The following is a 12,620-nucleotide window of genomic DNA, read 5'->3' as shown; positions in this document are numbered from 1 at the left end:
AATCAACTCACCGTTTGGAGGATTTCCCCATGACCGATACAAACCCGAAAACCGCCCTCGTCACCGGTGCCTCACGCGGCATTGGTGCGGCCATCGCCCGGCGTCTGGCAGAGGATGGCTTTGCCGTCATCATCAATTACGCCCATAGTGCCGAAAAAGCTGAATTTTTGGCCGCAAGCCTGACCGCACAGGGCCATCACGCCCTTGCCATCCGCGCCGATATCGCAGACCCCAAAGCCGTCACACAGATGTTTGAGCAGGCCCGCGACCGCTTTGGCGGTGTCGATGTCATCGTCAATAATGCCGGGGTGATGACAACCCAACCGCTTGCCGATATCAGCGACGCAATCTTTGACCAGATGTTTGACATCAATCTGCGTGGCAGTTTCAACATGATGCGCGAGGCTGCCCGATTTTTGCGCGATGGGGGCCGGGTGATCAATCTGTCCACCACTGCACTGGCCCTGAAACTGCCGGGGTATGGGGTTTATAATGCGACAAAGGCCGCGGTCGAGGCCCTGACCGGCGTCTTTGCCAAGGAATTGCGCGGACGCAACATCACGGTCAATGCCGTTGCCCCCGGCCCGGTGGCGACCGAATTGTTCCTGAATGGCAAGACCGATGAACAAATCGCGCATTTTGCCAAAATGCCACCGTTGGAACGTCTGGGACAACCCGACGATATCGCCGGTGTCATTTCCTTCCTTGCCGGTCCAAACAGCGGCTGGGTCAACGGCCAGATTCTGCGGGCCAATGGCGGGTTGGCATAACCCTGCGCGCCGCACATCTTTCTGATACGGGGTATGCCCGGTCCTTTATTCTGAAGGGCCGGGCACAGCTTCAACAAAATTCACTGTCATCGTCACAGCAATAACCATTGCAGGAGACAGCATCATGAATTTATCCGACCTTCAGGAAGACGCCATTCGCAAGGGGTTTACCCATCATTTCAGCCACGCCGGAACCCATGTGACCTGCGATGGCAAGGATACCGTCTATCAACCCTGCGACCTGACCCTTGTCCATAGCAACAGTGTCGATAACGGCACCGATCCGGGCGATGATGCGACCCTCTATCTGATCGAGGCCCCGGACGGTATCAAAGGCACCATGATCGTCCCATCGAGCTTTTATACAGATCCCGAAAAAGCCGATCTGATTGACCATTTGCAGCGTCCGCGCCGGTGATCTTTTAAGCACGAGGTGGAACCGGGACCTTATTTGAGCGTTCTGCAAGATTAGGACCCGTTCAGAGGAGAAGATGATGAATGTAGCAGAACTTCAGGAACAGGCAAGCCGCAAGGGATTCTCGCACAGCTTTATTGTAGATGATGACGGCGTGCGTTGCGATGGCGAGGGCAAGATTTATCAGGCCTCGGACCTTAAAATTATCCATAGCGAAATGGTCGGTGAAGGTACGGACCCCGGCGATGATGCCACCCTTTATATGATCGAAGCCCGCGATGGCGCCAAAGGCACAATGATTATCCCGTCCAGCTTCCATACTGATCAAAACAAGGCAGACCTGATCGATCATTTACGCAATAACGCAAAAGAACCAAAATAAAAAACCGGCACCCGGCGGTGACAACACGCCACAAAAAGACCACCTTGTAGGGCGCAAATGCCGTTGCAAATAGCATGGGGTCGAAAACCGGGTGCCAAAGACATTGCCAAAAATGCAGGGCACCCCAAAAGCGGGAGACAGAATGTCTGATATTGTGCCGTTTTTGCGCGCCTGGGTCGCCAATCCCAAACGTGTTGCCGCTATCACGCCTTCTGGTCCCGCCCTTGCCGAACTGATAACCCGCGATCTTGGACCTGAAACCGGGCCGGTTCTGGAACTGGGTCCGGGCACCGGGGTTTTTACCAAGGCCATTCTGGCACATGGTGTTGCATCACAAGACCTGACCCTGATTGAGTTTTCACCCGATTTTGCCCATACCCTTGCCAGACGCTTTCCTAACTGCCGGATATTGTGCATGGACGCAGCGCGGCTTGGCACAGCAAATCTTTATTCCGATGATGCCAAACCCGGTGCCGTGATCAGCGGCCTACCGATTTTATCGATGAATGCCCGGCAAATAATGGGGATTCTGGGGGGAAGTTTTACCCTGATGCGGCCAGACGGAGCGTTTTACCAATTCACCTATGGTCCGCGCTGCCCGGTCCCTCATCAGATTCTGACCCGACTGGGCCTGAAAGCACAGCGGGTCGGAGCGACAATGCGCAATGTGCCGCCTTCCACCGTCTATCGCATCACCCGCGCCCCGGAACATCTTCACCCGAACTAACGCCGGTAAACCATCTTGCGATACATCAGCGCCTCGGCGATATGCAGGCGGGTCACAGTGGCGGCTCCGGCCAGATCGGCAATGGTGCGCGCCACCCGCAACACCCGGTGATAGCCGCGCGCAGATAAATTCATCCGCTTTGTCGCCTCCTGCAACAGGGCGCGACCGGCCTCATCGGGTGTGGCATGGCGCATTAAAACATCGCCATCGGCTCGTGCATTGCATCCCGCCTGATTGTTTTTATATCGTAATGATTGTTTGTCCCGCGCAGCCAGAACACGCTTGCGCACCACCGCACTGCTTTCGCCACTGGCCGGAGCATCCAGTTCTTCGGGGCGAACGGCGGGGACTTCGATTTGAATGTCAAAGCGATCCAGAAGCGGGCCGGACAGCCGCGCCTGATAATCCTCGCCACAGCGCGGCGCACGGGTACAGGCCTGTTCGGCATCGCCCAGATAGCCACACCGGCATGGATTCATCGCCGCCACCAGTTGCACCCGTGCCGGATAGGTCACATGCGCATTGGCACGCGCCACCGACACCCGCCCGGTTTCCAACGGCTGGCGCAGGGCATCAAGGACATTGCGTTGAAATTCCGGCAATTCATCCAGAAACAAGACCCCGTGATGGGCCAGTGATATCTCGCCAGGTTTCACCCGATGGCCGCCACCCACAAGGGCGGGCATACTGGCAGAATGGTGCGGTTCCCGATAGGGGCGGCGGCGGATCAGCCCGCCTTCGGGCAACAGGCCCGATACAGAATGAATCACCGTGCTTTCCAACGCTTCGCGTGCATCCAGATCGGGCAGAAGACCGGGCAGGCGGGCTGCCAGCATCGATTTCCCTGATCCGGGCGGGCCGCTCATCAGTAAATTATGCCCGCCGGCCGCGGCAATTTCCAATGCTCGTTTCGCACTTTCCTGTCCCTTGATATCGCGCAGATCGGGATGCGCCATACCATCCTCAACCGACAGGGCAGCAACGGGGCGCGATAAAATCTGATTGCCCTTGAAATGATTGATCAGCTCCATCAGGCTGCGCGGAGCCAGAATTTCCAGATCCCCGGCCCAGATGGCCTCCGCCCCGTTGCGCGCCGGACAAATCAGGCCCAGTTCCGATGCCCCGGCCTGCATCGCAGCGGGCAAAACCCCACCGACACCGGTAATACTGCCATCAAGGCCCAATTCACCCAAGACAACAAAGCGGCTGATCTCTTCCAGCCCGATCACATCCATCGCCGCCAAAAGGCCAAGCGCAATCGGCAGATCGAAATGCGAGCCTTCCTTTTGCAAATCGGCCGGGGCGAGGTTGATGGTGATGCGTTTGGGCGGTAGGGCCAGCCCCATGCTCGATAATGCAGATCGCACCCGTTCTCGGGCCTCGGATACCGCCTTGTCGGGCAGACCAACGACGCTAAAGGCGGGCAAGCCGCTTGCCATTTGTACCTGGACATCGACCATGATGGTCTCAATCCCTGAAAAGGCCACCGTTGCCACCCGTGCTGTCATGTGATTGCCGATCCCCGTCGTCCCAATTTTCCCAACTTTGACGGGAAACGGGGATCAAGGCAACAAGTGCTTTAATGGCATGATATCAGGCACAACCTGCACCTTCTTGCGGGGCCATTTCAGTATTGATCATCCACGGCGTGCCAAAGCTGTCGGTAAACAGGCCATAGCCGGGCGACCAAAAGGTTTCCTCGAACGGCATGGTGATGGTGCCGTCTTTGGACAGGGCATCGAACATCTTTTTGCCGGTTGCGGCATCAGGGAAATGCAGTGACACACACAGGCCCTGCATTTTGACGAAATAATCCGGCGGGCAGTCGGACGCCATAATCGTCCAGCCATCGCCCATCAGGCGGGCATGGGCGATTTTATCGTTGAAGCCGGGCATGTCGCCCGCCATCGGCGTATCGCCAAACGGCATGGTGGTCAATTCGCCCCCCAGGACAGATTGATAAAATTCCATCGCCGCACGGCAGTTACCATCGAAATTCAAATAGGGGATCATTTTCATCGGTTTTTCCTTTGGAAAGGGCCGTTTTCACGGTTCCAGATCAAACAACGCCTTGCCGCTTTCCATATCAAATGGCAGCGAGAAATGTTCATGCACGATGCGCCAGCGCCCGCCCTCTTTAAGCAGGCAGCTTGTCATCCGCATCCACGAGGTTTTTTCAACGCCATTGGCATCGGTTCCGCCACAGCGCAGCAAGCAATGGCAAAAACCCACATTGTCGCTGGCCTCGATTTTCGGATCGCTGATCTCGAACACCAGCGGACCAGTGCAAAATTGTGAACAGGCTTGCCAGTGATCGCCATAGGCTTTTTTGCCGATAAACTGGGTCTGGATCACTGCGTCAAATGCACGGATATCGTCGGTGTAATGGTCCAGAAGGACCGGAATATTAAAAATACGGGCCGCTTCGGCCCAGTTTTGCAAGGTCGCACGGATTTCAGCAACAGAATGATCGGTTTTGGACATGGGATCCTCCCTGTTTTGCCCGCTGTCTTTGGGGGTTTCAGCATGGATGCGCATTTTTGCGTTCTTGACATAATAAGTTGATATCAACATAATTAAAGCATGTCAAAAAAAGATTTCAACCAGAACGATTCTATTCCGTTTGCGACCACACTTCTGGTTCGCGATTCCTGCCTGTGTCTGCATGTGCGTCGGGCGGCACGCAGTGTTGCACGTCGTTTTGACGATGCTTTTCGGCCCTTTGATCTGACCAGCGGGCAATTTTCGTTGCTGATGTCGCTAAACCGGCCGCACTCCCCGCATATGCGCGACGTTGCCGATCTTCTGGCGATGGATCGCACCACCCTGACTGCCAATCTCAAACCACTGAAACGGCGCGGGTTGGTGACAATCGAACCCGACCCGAAGGATAAACGCGGAAGGCTGCTGACCCTGACCGATGCGGGCATGGCGTTGCTGGCAAAGGTTTTTCCTGTCTGGGAGAAAACCCAGGGGGACCTTGAAAGTCTGGTCGCACAATCCGATCCTGCGCGACTGCTTTCGGACCTGATCACCCTGTCAAACGACAATCGCGCCAAACCATCCTGACAAATTCCACGCTTCTGTATCAGCTATCCGGATTTGCCGATTCGATTTCCTCAAGAAGTGCCAATATCTGCCGCAATTTTTCCTTTGCACAAAGGATATTGCGAATTTTGACCAGTTCTGTCCGCCCTGACAGCAAAAGGACAGTTTCAAGCACCTGATCGGAATGGCGGCAGAGGCGGATCAGGAATTCCCCGTTTGGTCCGTTGACAGCATCAAACCAGTTTTTGACAGCACGTTCATTGGCATTCACCAGACGCGCAACGGTTTTGACCGAGCTGGGATTGCCGCCAAATTCCGCCCGCAATGCCTGCGAGATTTGTTCGGCAAACCTTTTGGAGCCACGCCTCTCCACACCGTCATAATCCTTTATGGAAAATGTCTTCCATAAATGGCCCTTATTTTTCGGGCGATTTCGGCCAACGACATCCTTCAATCATCCATACTAAAAATTGAATTGCATCGACTTTTTATCATTAAAAACGCGCATTTATGCTCGTTTTGATGTGAAACAAGTCCTGCGTTTCATGGTCATCTTTACGGCCAAAACACACCATATATGCCAATGGAGAGATAAAATGGGTGTTGAAATCGAAGGTACCATCGACCTGAACAAGTTCCACGAACTTGCCAGCAAGGATATCGGCAAACTGATCGCAGGCGCCGCCGTCAAAGGCGCTGTGATTTTCAACAATTCCAACAAGCCCGTGACATTCCATGTCTATAACTACAGCGATCTGGTCAACTGGGTTCCGGCACAGAAGACCACGATTGCCCCCGGTTCCTACGGGACGGTTGCAGCATCGGGTGTCTTTTTCAAGGTTCATGCCAACAACAATCACGATGAGGAATTCCTCGTCGCCCCGGGCAAGGCCTATGTCTATTCCGGTCCTGGCCGCTTTGAAGCAGCGTCCTGATCCTGTCAGGGCAACCGGCAGACTGTCGAACCGGATTTCCCGAGACAGGCCTATAATAGGACGTTTTTGTCCAGCCTTTGTGAAATTGTGGCTGAAAAATCCGGTTTGATGGTCTTTTACAATTCAAGGGAGACTATCATGAAAATGATCTTTCCAATCATTACCATCACCGTCGGGCTGCTTGCCGCCTCAACCGTGGCACAGGCCAAGGGATTCAAAGCTGAATATTGCAACAATATTCAATTTCTCACCAATGAGGGAGTGAACGGCCCCTCGACTTATCCGCATCTTCATTGTGAAAACCGTTACCTGGGGTATTCCCGCAACAAAAACAAAGGCAGTACCTACGATCTTATCGACGGCAACGGTGATCTCAACGACGGTAATGCGATCAAAGCCTGCGAGGATGCTGCGGCGAAGGGGAAGGATAATTTGCGCACACGGATCAGGCAAATCTGCGATCAATTCCAGAATGCCACATGCAGTGCAACCTGTAGCTGATTTGTGTAACATTGTTGGGAAGGCCGCTGAAATACACAACGGCCTTCCCTGTTATGATGGTGCGATTTCCCCATCGCGCGGCGGCAAAAATTCCTTGCGACACGGCACGGCTTCGCCATCGACCACGGTCCAGCCAAAATCGCGAAACTTGCCAAAACTGGTCTTTTTCATCGTGATGCCGCTGGGCTTGTGGATGCGGACCTCATCGGGGTCCTGATCCTTGATCTTGCGGGCACGGGCCCAGGCGCGTTCACGCATCGATTTTGAAATCTCGGTCATGGTCTCTCTGTTTCGTAAAAACGGTCAGTACCGTTATAGGTTGAGGGCAGGCGTTTGCAAACATTACCGCAGTGTCACCCCGCCCAGCCAGTGCCGGTAGATCAATGTTACCGCGATAAACGGCGCAAGGGATGCTGAAAATATCACGGTAATGGTCAGCAACAACCCCCAGATATCCCCCAAATTGGTAAAGCTTTGCAGCATCAGATCGGTTGCGTAACTAAATCGCGCAACCACTTCAAACGGCTGAAAGCCATGATCAAATGTCGCCGCCCGTTCAAAGGCCACGAATGATCCCGGTTCAAGGGTTGGATCGACCCGCCATAAAAACCATGCGGCATAAGCCACAAACAACGCCAGATAATTCACCACCGAGGCAAACAGTCGCAATCCCGGCGCACTGGCCGCATCGCTCAGGCTGTGCTGCGCCAGCGGGGCAAAGCTGCGCAACAACCATCCATACAGAAACACATCGATCAGCAGCACCGGCAAAAACCCGATATTGAGGGCCAGAAACACCACCGTTTGCACCGCCAGAATCGCCCCGATGACACTGGCGCACACCACCATCCATATCCGGCCAAACAGCAGATTGCGGATCAAGCCATCGCGCAGAACCGCCATCATCACCACCCGGCGCAAATCGCGCCACAGCACATATACCTGCCAGCCACAAATCAGCCATATCAAACCAAGCCCGGCCAGAAATGTTACCGCCGACATCCGGGCATCAAACTGTTGCCAACGCCCGACATGTACAAGCACAGTACACAGGATCACCACCGCCAAAGCCCATAAATAAGGCCGCATTTTTTGCAACCACGTCATATTTACGGAACATCCGGCGCAGGGGGTGCAGCGGGCAGCGGTTGCGGGATTGGCTGGATGACCCGGGGTTCCTCATCTGATGGTGACGCATCCCCATCGACCTGATCCGGATTCCGGCTATGTTGCAACAACCGTCGCGCACCGTCTTCGTAACGCGACAATTGACGGCGTAAATCACTGTTTTCCGACATTGCAGCCGCCAGTTCCGACTCAATCTGGCGTTTTTCAAGAACCAGCGCATCAATTCGCGCCATGGCATGCTCAAGACGCGCCGTATGGCTTTCAAACCAGAAAGCTCCGCCAACGCCTCCGACAAACAGCGCCAGAAACAACGCAAGATTAATCGCACGTATCATGCCGGTCTCCTTTGGGAATTCGGGCGGCTTGTTACGGCAACCGGGTTTCGATGGCATCCCAGATCAGGGATTCCAGCTTGCTGCCGTCAAAGCGGTTGATTTCCTGAAGGCCGGTCGGCGAGGTGACGTTGATTTCGGTCATATAGTCGCCAATCACATCAATCCCGACAAAAATCAGATCGCGTTTTTTCAGTTCCGGCCCGATGCGTTCGCAAATTTCGATTTCGCGGGCGGTCAGCATCGATTTTTCGGCCACGCCCCCCACATGCATGTTGGACCGGGCTTCACCGGCCGCCGGAACGCGGTTGATCGCGCCCACCGGTTCACCATCAACCAGAATGATGCGTTTGTCGCCCTTGCGAACCTCTGGCAGATAGGCTTGCACCATCAGGGATTCGCGCGATCCCTTGAAAAACAGTTCCAGCAGGGAATTGAGGTTTTCATCATCGGGTTTGATATGAAACACCCCGGCCCCGCCATTACCAAACAGCGGTTTGACAATGATATCGCGGTGCTTTTCACGAAATTCGCGCACCCGTGCAACCGACCGGGTGATCAGGGTCGGTGGCATCAGATCGGGGAAGCGGGTGACAAACAGCTTTTCCGGGGCATTGCGCACTTCGCCGGGATGATTGACGACAAATGTTTCCGGATGCACCGATTCGAGCAAATGGGTGCTGGTGATGTAGTTCATGTCAAAGGGCGGGTCTTGCCGCAACAAGATGACATCGGTATCGCGCGCCAGATCAATAATGCGCGACTCGCCCAGTTCAAAATGGTTGCCCTGTTCATACCGCAGCTCAAGCGGACGGACTTCGGCCCAAATGCGCCCGCCTTCGTAAAACATGTCATCGGGATGATAATGATACAGGCTGTAACCGCGCCGCCGGGCTTCAAGCCCCATGACAAAGGTTGAATCCCCTTTGATATCAATATGGGCGATCGGGTCCATCTGAAGGGCGACGGTGCGGGTCATCTGCAAGTTTCTCCTTTTGCCGCGCCCGGTTTGATTGGGGCGAAATCCGGCCAATTGTGATCATTTTCGGGCACAGCTTGACCCATCTGGTCTTGCGCGCCAAATGATGCGATATGTGGGTTGCAGATTCTTTACCACCGGCTTTCTGCAACCGCTATTCCTTTGACGTAATCGTGACAGACAGGCAACCAGATGGGTTTTGTTTCAGGCTTCGCCAGTTTTGGCAGATATTTTCATAAATCGGCACTGACATCGCTGGTCGCACTCGGCATTGCCGTGGTCCCTGTTGTTGCCTTAACCGGGCTTTCGCTGCCTGCACAGGCCCAGACACAACAACAAGCCGACGATGTGGCACGGTTTGACCCTGAAATCATCGAACGTATCGAAACCTATCTGAACAATATCACCACGCTTAAGGCCGATTTTGTCCAGATTTCATCGGATGGCGGGGCGGCTGACGGGCAGCTTTTCATGGAGCGTCCGGGAAAAATGCGGTTTGAATATAACCCGCCCGCCCAGATCCTGCTGGTTTCGACCGGGCATGATTTGATTTATTTTGACAAGGAAATCAATGCGCCGACCTATTTCAGCATTGATGAAACCCCCGCCGGGGTGATCCTTGCCGATCAGGTATCGCTGTCGCGCGATGTCCGGGTTATTGACCTGCGTCGTGCCGCCGGAACCACGCGTGTTACACTGGTGCGGCGCAAGGACCCTGGTGCAGGTACCGTTACCCTGGTTTTCCAGGATAATCCGATGCAATTACGTCAGTGGATTGTTGCCGATGCCGCCGGTGTTGAAACGACCGTAACTTTGTTTGACACGGTACAGGGCATCTCGCTGGACCCGGAGCTGTTTAAGTTTAAACGTATCTGGCAATAGCCCGATGTGATGGTCGAAACCGGAAAGCCAACAGATTCAATTTGTTGGCTTTTTTGTTGGGCGTGATCACTATTATTTTACCGCCATGCGCCAAATAAATAGCCGCCATGCGTCCTTTTGTTCTGGCGAAACGGGATCATCCTTCCCATATAAAAATCTGTCACAAAGCTCCTCTCTCAATTGAGGGGCTTGGTGTGAGGCACGGTTTCCCCTACCGTCCCTCACGCTCCATCTCATCGGAGCGCTGGCGTCCGGTTACCCCCCTGGCCGGACGCCTTTTTTCTGCCTTGCTTTCCTGTCTTTCTGCGTCAAATTCATCTGCTCTGCCCCATGACTTCACGGCCTGTTAAGTTTCATCGTCTACCATCACAGGCCCGCGCAAAAGACCGGAACAGTCCAGACACGATGATCAACGATTTCCTGAAATCCTTCAGCCAGTTTTCCGACCCGCGGTTTCGTTCCGTCCTTCTGATCGGGGTGGGCGGGGCGATTGCCACCATTGTCGCATTGTGGTTTGGCATCGGATTTTTTGTGTCATCCGTTGATTTTTTCACCGATGGCGGCTGGCTTGAAACCACGATTGACTGGGTGCTGGGATTTGGACTTGGCCTGTTGGTATTGTTGCTGTTTCCCGCCGCAACCCTTCTGATCAGCAGTCTGTTGCTGGAACGCATTGCAGATGCCGTCGAAGACAAATATTATCCCGGTCTGCCCGACATCAGGCCACAACCGCTGTCGGAAGCCATTTTTAACGGTGTGAAATTTGCCCTGACGGCTTTGGCGCTGAATATTCTGTTGCTGCCATTGCTGATCACCGGGCCGATCTATATCATCGCCTTTTACGCCATGAACGGTTATCTGCTGTCGCGTGAATATTTTGAACTGGTCGCCGCCAGACGCTATGATGCCCGCACCATGACCGCCCTGCGCAAAAGCCATCAGACGAAATTGTGGATGGGCGGCATTGCAATTACATTTTTAATGACAATACCGCTGGTCAATCTGATCGCACCGATTATCGCCACCGCCTTTATGGTGCATTACAGCGTACGTCTGGGTGCCTTCAGGACCACAAGGACCACCGCCCCGATTTAAGGCGGTGATCCAGACCCGCAAACCGGAATCTCGCGGCCAAGGCCGCCCGCAACTGCAAGCCAAGGATTGACCAAACCCATGTTTGGAAAGAAAAAAGCCAACAAAACTGTCGACAGCAGCCCGGCATCGTCAGATACATCATCACAGCCTGCCGCCAGCCCCTCTGACAGCGCAGCAGACCGGTCCGCTGCCACAGGGCCAAGCTGGACACCGGCAACCGATAAAAAAGATACCGAAAAGCGCAGTGAACCGCGCCTGTTTTCGCAGCCGCGCATCAAGGATGAAACGCAGATGTCGAGCAAACCCCATTCCACCAACTTCCGCCCGGAAATCTCGAAACGCCCGCTGGAAATTCCGACCCGCGGTACCGGCAATCGCACGGTCAGCACCGGCAATGCCAATCAGGACGGTAAAAAACTGACGGTGGGCCGCGATATCCGGCTGGCCGGGGAAATCGGGTCCTGCGACGTTCTGGTGGTTGAAGGCCATGTCGAAGCCCAGATCAAGGAATGCGACCGCCTTGAAATCGCCGAAGGCGGTGCCTTTGTCGGTTCTGCCACCGTTACCGAAGCGGAAATCAGTGGCCGTTTTGAAGGCGAGCTGAATGCCCGCCGCATTACGATCCTGTCTTCGGCAGAAATCGACGGCAAGCTTAAATATGGCAGCCTTCAGGTTGAAAACGGGGCCAAGATCAAGGGCAGCCTTGATTATGTTGAAGGCAGCGACGATGCCTTTGGCCGCGCCCCGGCTTCTGCGGCAATCACCATCCCGCGCAAGTCCGACGATCTTTAAGCAGTGCAGAATCCGGTGAAACATCTGGCGCACCCAAAATCCCGGATTCCTTTTGCCCGATGGCAGCCTTCCGCCGCCATCGGGGCACTGCTTGTGATGGCGGTATCGCTTGTGTCCTGTGGCGGATCAGCCCCCCCGCCCGGATCGACCAATGATACCTATCGCAACCCGGCGATGACCGGCAATTCACCGCAAAGAACGCGCACATCCCCGGCCATTCAGCAGACGATTCCCCCCCGGCGTCAGGCGATCCCGCCGCGCCCGGTAACGGTTGCACCCGAACCGGCCCCGGATGAAAATGCCGATGCCATCGCTGAAACGCCGCCAGAAACCGCCGCTATTCCCTTTGTTCCCAGCCTTGATGTCAATGACCTGATCGGCCAGACCGAAGCCGCCGTTACCGACCGTCTGGGCGAACCGGAACTGGTGCGCGGCGAGGGACCATCGCGGGTCTGGCAATACCGGACGGATCGTTGCATTTTTGATGCGTTTTTCTTTCCGCAAACCGAAAATGCCCCCCGCCATCTTGCCCATATGATTGCCCGGCTGCGCAATGGCGAAGGCGAAATTACCCTGCAGAACTGCCTGGATGACATTATGCGCAGCCTTCATGAAGGCCGATCCTGAAAACCGG

The 12,620-nt window shown here is 54.8% G+C and carries 19 protein-coding genes; 11 read left to right on the top strand and 8 right to left on the bottom strand.

The features are described 5' to 3' along the window. Nucleotides 1-29: 29 nt before the first annotated feature. The 4 genes from Q8O73_RS14335 (at nucleotide 30) to Q8O73_RS14320 (ending at nucleotide 2,294) form a co-directional block, all read left to right on the top strand. Nucleotides 30-770: an SDR family oxidoreductase gene (locus Q8O73_RS14335; protein ID WP_305558845.1), complete on the top strand. Its 741-nt coding sequence runs from the start codon at nucleotides 30-32 to the stop codon at nucleotides 768-770. A 124-nt stretch (nucleotides 771-894) separates the two neighbouring features. Beyond that, nucleotides 895-1,188 (top strand): phosphoribosylpyrophosphate synthetase, encoded by a 294-nt coding sequence (locus Q8O73_RS14330; protein ID WP_305558844.1) that lies wholly within the window; start codon nucleotides 895-897, stop codon nucleotides 1,186-1,188. Between the two features lie 73 nt (nucleotides 1,189-1,261). Next, nucleotides 1,262-1,567 carry a phosphoribosylpyrophosphate synthetase gene (locus Q8O73_RS14325; protein WP_305558843.1) on the top strand — a complete coding sequence of 102 codons (306 nt, stop codon included), beginning with the start codon at nucleotides 1,262-1,264 and terminating at the stop codon, nucleotides 1,565-1,567. Nucleotides 1,568-1,709: 142 nt separating this feature from the next. After that, nucleotides 1,710-2,294: a class I SAM-dependent methyltransferase gene (locus tag Q8O73_RS14320; RefSeq protein WP_305558842.1), complete on the top strand. Its 585-nt coding sequence runs from the start codon at nucleotides 1,710-1,712 to the stop codon at nucleotides 2,292-2,294. On the opposite strand, the gene Q8O73_RS14315 is transcribed toward Q8O73_RS14320, so the two are convergent. From Q8O73_RS14315 to Q8O73_RS14305, 3 genes are all read right to left on the bottom strand, one after another. Further along, entirely contained in the window at nucleotides 2,291-3,802 is a 1,512-nt protein-coding gene (locus tag Q8O73_RS14315) for a YifB family Mg chelatase-like AAA ATPase (protein WP_305558841.1), read from the bottom strand. The genes Q8O73_RS14320 and Q8O73_RS14315 overlap by 4 nt on opposite strands. 85 nt (nucleotides 3,803-3,887) lie before the next feature. Then, nucleotides 3,888-4,313: a VOC family protein gene (locus Q8O73_RS14310; RefSeq protein ID WP_305558840.1), complete on the bottom strand. Its 426-nt coding sequence runs from the start codon at nucleotides 4,311-4,313 to the stop codon at nucleotides 3,888-3,890. 27 nt (nucleotides 4,314-4,340) lie between these two features. Next, nucleotides 4,341-4,778 (bottom strand): nuclear transport factor 2 family protein, encoded by a 438-nt coding sequence (locus tag Q8O73_RS14305; protein ID WP_305558839.1) that lies wholly within the window; start codon nucleotides 4,776-4,778, stop codon nucleotides 4,341-4,343. A gap of 99 nt (nucleotides 4,779-4,877) precedes the next feature. Between Q8O73_RS14305 and Q8O73_RS14300 the strand changes: the two genes are divergently transcribed. Next, nucleotides 4,878-5,363, top strand: a complete 486-nt coding sequence (locus Q8O73_RS14300) for a MarR family winged helix-turn-helix transcriptional regulator (protein ID WP_305558838.1) — start codon at nucleotides 4,878-4,880, stop codon at nucleotides 5,361-5,363. Nucleotides 5,364-5,382: 19 nt separating this feature from the next. On the opposite strand, the gene Q8O73_RS14295 is transcribed toward Q8O73_RS14300, so the two are convergent. Continuing rightward, complete coding sequence (locus Q8O73_RS14295; protein WP_305558837.1) at nucleotides 5,383-5,715, bottom strand: transposase family protein; 333 nt, start codon at nucleotides 5,713-5,715, stop codon at nucleotides 5,383-5,385. 223 nt (nucleotides 5,716-5,938) lie between these two features. Between Q8O73_RS14295 and Q8O73_RS14290 the strand changes: the two genes are divergently transcribed. Beyond that, the gene (locus tag Q8O73_RS14290) at nucleotides 5,939-6,277 is read left to right on the top strand and encodes a hypothetical protein (RefSeq protein WP_305558836.1); all 339 of its coding nucleotides are present in this window, start codon (nucleotides 5,939-5,941) and stop codon (nucleotides 6,275-6,277) included. A 138-nt stretch (nucleotides 6,278-6,415) separates the two neighbouring features. Further along, entirely contained in the window at nucleotides 6,416-6,778 is a 363-nt protein-coding gene (locus tag Q8O73_RS14285; RefSeq protein WP_305558835.1) for a hypothetical protein, read from the top strand. A 51-nt stretch (nucleotides 6,779-6,829) separates the two neighbouring features. Here the strand turns inward: Q8O73_RS14285 and Q8O73_RS14280 are convergent, their stop codons facing one another. From Q8O73_RS14280 to gshB, 4 genes are all read right to left on the bottom strand, one after another. Then, the gene (locus tag Q8O73_RS14280; RefSeq protein ID WP_305558834.1) at nucleotides 6,830-7,057 is read right to left on the bottom strand and encodes a hypothetical protein; all 228 of its coding nucleotides are present in this window, start codon (nucleotides 7,055-7,057) and stop codon (nucleotides 6,830-6,832) included. A gap of 63 nt (nucleotides 7,058-7,120) precedes the next feature. Beyond that, nucleotides 7,121-7,885 (bottom strand): hypothetical protein, encoded by a 765-nt coding sequence (locus tag Q8O73_RS14275; protein WP_305558833.1) that lies wholly within the window; start codon nucleotides 7,883-7,885, stop codon nucleotides 7,121-7,123. Between the two features lie 2 nt (nucleotides 7,886-7,887). Beyond that, on the bottom strand, nucleotides 7,888-8,241 hold the full coding sequence (locus Q8O73_RS14270; RefSeq protein ID WP_305558832.1) for a hypothetical protein: 354 nt from the start codon (nucleotides 8,239-8,241) through the stop codon (nucleotides 7,888-7,890). Between the two features lie 31 nt (nucleotides 8,242-8,272). Then, entirely contained in the window at nucleotides 8,273-9,217 is a 945-nt protein-coding gene (gene gshB / locus Q8O73_RS14265) for a glutathione synthase (protein ID WP_305558831.1), read from the bottom strand. Nucleotides 9,218-9,409: 192 nt separating this feature from the next. On the opposite strand from gshB, the gene Q8O73_RS14260 reads away from it, so the two are divergent. The 4 genes from Q8O73_RS14260 (at nucleotide 9,410) to Q8O73_RS14245 (ending at nucleotide 12,613) form a co-directional block, all read left to right on the top strand. Continuing rightward, nucleotides 9,410-10,099, top strand: a complete 690-nt coding sequence (locus Q8O73_RS14260; RefSeq protein ID WP_305558830.1) for an outer membrane lipoprotein carrier protein LolA — start codon at nucleotides 9,410-9,412, stop codon at nucleotides 10,097-10,099. Between the two features lie 405 nt (nucleotides 10,100-10,504). Continuing rightward, a complete protein-coding gene (locus tag Q8O73_RS14255; protein WP_305558829.1) occupies nucleotides 10,505-11,194 on the top strand; it encodes an EI24 domain-containing protein in 690 nt (229 codons plus the stop codon). A 78-nt stretch (nucleotides 11,195-11,272) separates the two neighbouring features. Further along, nucleotides 11,273-11,986, top strand: a complete 714-nt coding sequence (locus tag Q8O73_RS14250) for a polymer-forming cytoskeletal protein (RefSeq protein WP_305558828.1) — start codon at nucleotides 11,273-11,275, stop codon at nucleotides 11,984-11,986. A gap of 96 nt (nucleotides 11,987-12,082) precedes the next feature. Then, nucleotides 12,083-12,613, top strand: a complete 531-nt coding sequence (locus Q8O73_RS14245; RefSeq protein ID WP_305558827.1) for a hypothetical protein — start codon at nucleotides 12,083-12,085, stop codon at nucleotides 12,611-12,613. Nucleotides 12,614-12,620 lie beyond the last annotated feature (7 nt).

Source organism: Thalassospira sp. (genome assembly GCF_030690045.1).
In the GTDB taxonomy this organism is placed as follows: domain Bacteria; phylum Pseudomonadota; class Alphaproteobacteria; order Rhodospirillales; family Thalassospiraceae; genus Thalassospira.
Note: the sequence above shows the minus strand (reverse complement) of the source record. Positions and strands in the feature narration are given on the sequence as shown.

Coding starts and splice junctions, on each gene's coding strand:
- Q8O73_RS14335 (WP_305558845.1), top strand. CDS start 30: ATGACCGATACAAACCCGAAAACCGCCCTCGTCACCGGTGCCTCACGC.
- Q8O73_RS14330 (WP_305558844.1), top strand. CDS start 895: ATGAATTTATCCGACCTTCAGGAAGACGCCATTCGCAAGGGGTTTACC.
- Q8O73_RS14325 (WP_305558843.1), top strand. CDS start 1,262: ATGATGAATGTAGCAGAACTTCAGGAACAGGCAAGCCGCAAGGGATTC.
- Q8O73_RS14320 (WP_305558842.1), top strand. CDS start 1,710: ATGTCTGATATTGTGCCGTTTTTGCGCGCCTGGGTCGCCAATCCCAAA.
- Q8O73_RS14315 (WP_305558841.1), bottom strand. CDS start 3,802: ATGACAGCACGGGTGGCAACGGTGGCCTTTTCAGGGATTGAGACCATC.
- Q8O73_RS14310 (WP_305558840.1), bottom strand. CDS start 4,313: ATGAAAATGATCCCCTATTTGAATTTCGATGGTAACTGCCGTGCGGCG.
- Q8O73_RS14305 (WP_305558839.1), bottom strand. CDS start 4,778: ATGTCCAAAACCGATCATTCTGTTGCTGAAATCCGTGCGACCTTGCAA.
- Q8O73_RS14300 (WP_305558838.1), top strand. CDS start 4,878: ATGTCAAAAAAAGATTTCAACCAGAACGATTCTATTCCGTTTGCGACC.
- Q8O73_RS14290 (WP_305558836.1), top strand. CDS start 5,939: ATGGGTGTTGAAATCGAAGGTACCATCGACCTGAACAAGTTCCACGAA.
- Q8O73_RS14285 (WP_305558835.1), top strand. CDS start 6,416: ATGAAAATGATCTTTCCAATCATTACCATCACCGTCGGGCTGCTTGCC.
- Q8O73_RS14280 (WP_305558834.1), bottom strand. CDS start 7,057: ATGACCGAGATTTCAAAATCGATGCGTGAACGCGCCTGGGCCCGTGCC.
- Q8O73_RS14275 (WP_305558833.1), bottom strand. CDS start 7,885: ATGACGTGGTTGCAAAAAATGCGGCCTTATTTATGGGCTTTGGCGGTG.
- Q8O73_RS14270 (WP_305558832.1), bottom strand. CDS start 8,241: ATGATACGTGCGATTAATCTTGCGTTGTTTCTGGCGCTGTTTGTCGGA.
- gshB (WP_305558831.1), bottom strand. CDS start 9,217: ATGACCCGCACCGTCGCCCTTCAGATGGACCCGATCGCCCATATTGAT.
- Q8O73_RS14260 (WP_305558830.1), top strand. CDS start 9,410: ATGGGTTTTGTTTCAGGCTTCGCCAGTTTTGGCAGATATTTTCATAAA.
- Q8O73_RS14255 (WP_305558829.1), top strand. CDS start 10,505: ATGATCAACGATTTCCTGAAATCCTTCAGCCAGTTTTCCGACCCGCGG.
- Q8O73_RS14250 (WP_305558828.1), top strand. CDS start 11,273: ATGTTTGGAAAGAAAAAAGCCAACAAAACTGTCGACAGCAGCCCGGCA.
- Q8O73_RS14245 (WP_305558827.1), top strand. CDS start 12,083: ATGGCGGTATCGCTTGTGTCCTGTGGCGGATCAGCCCCCCCGCCCGGA.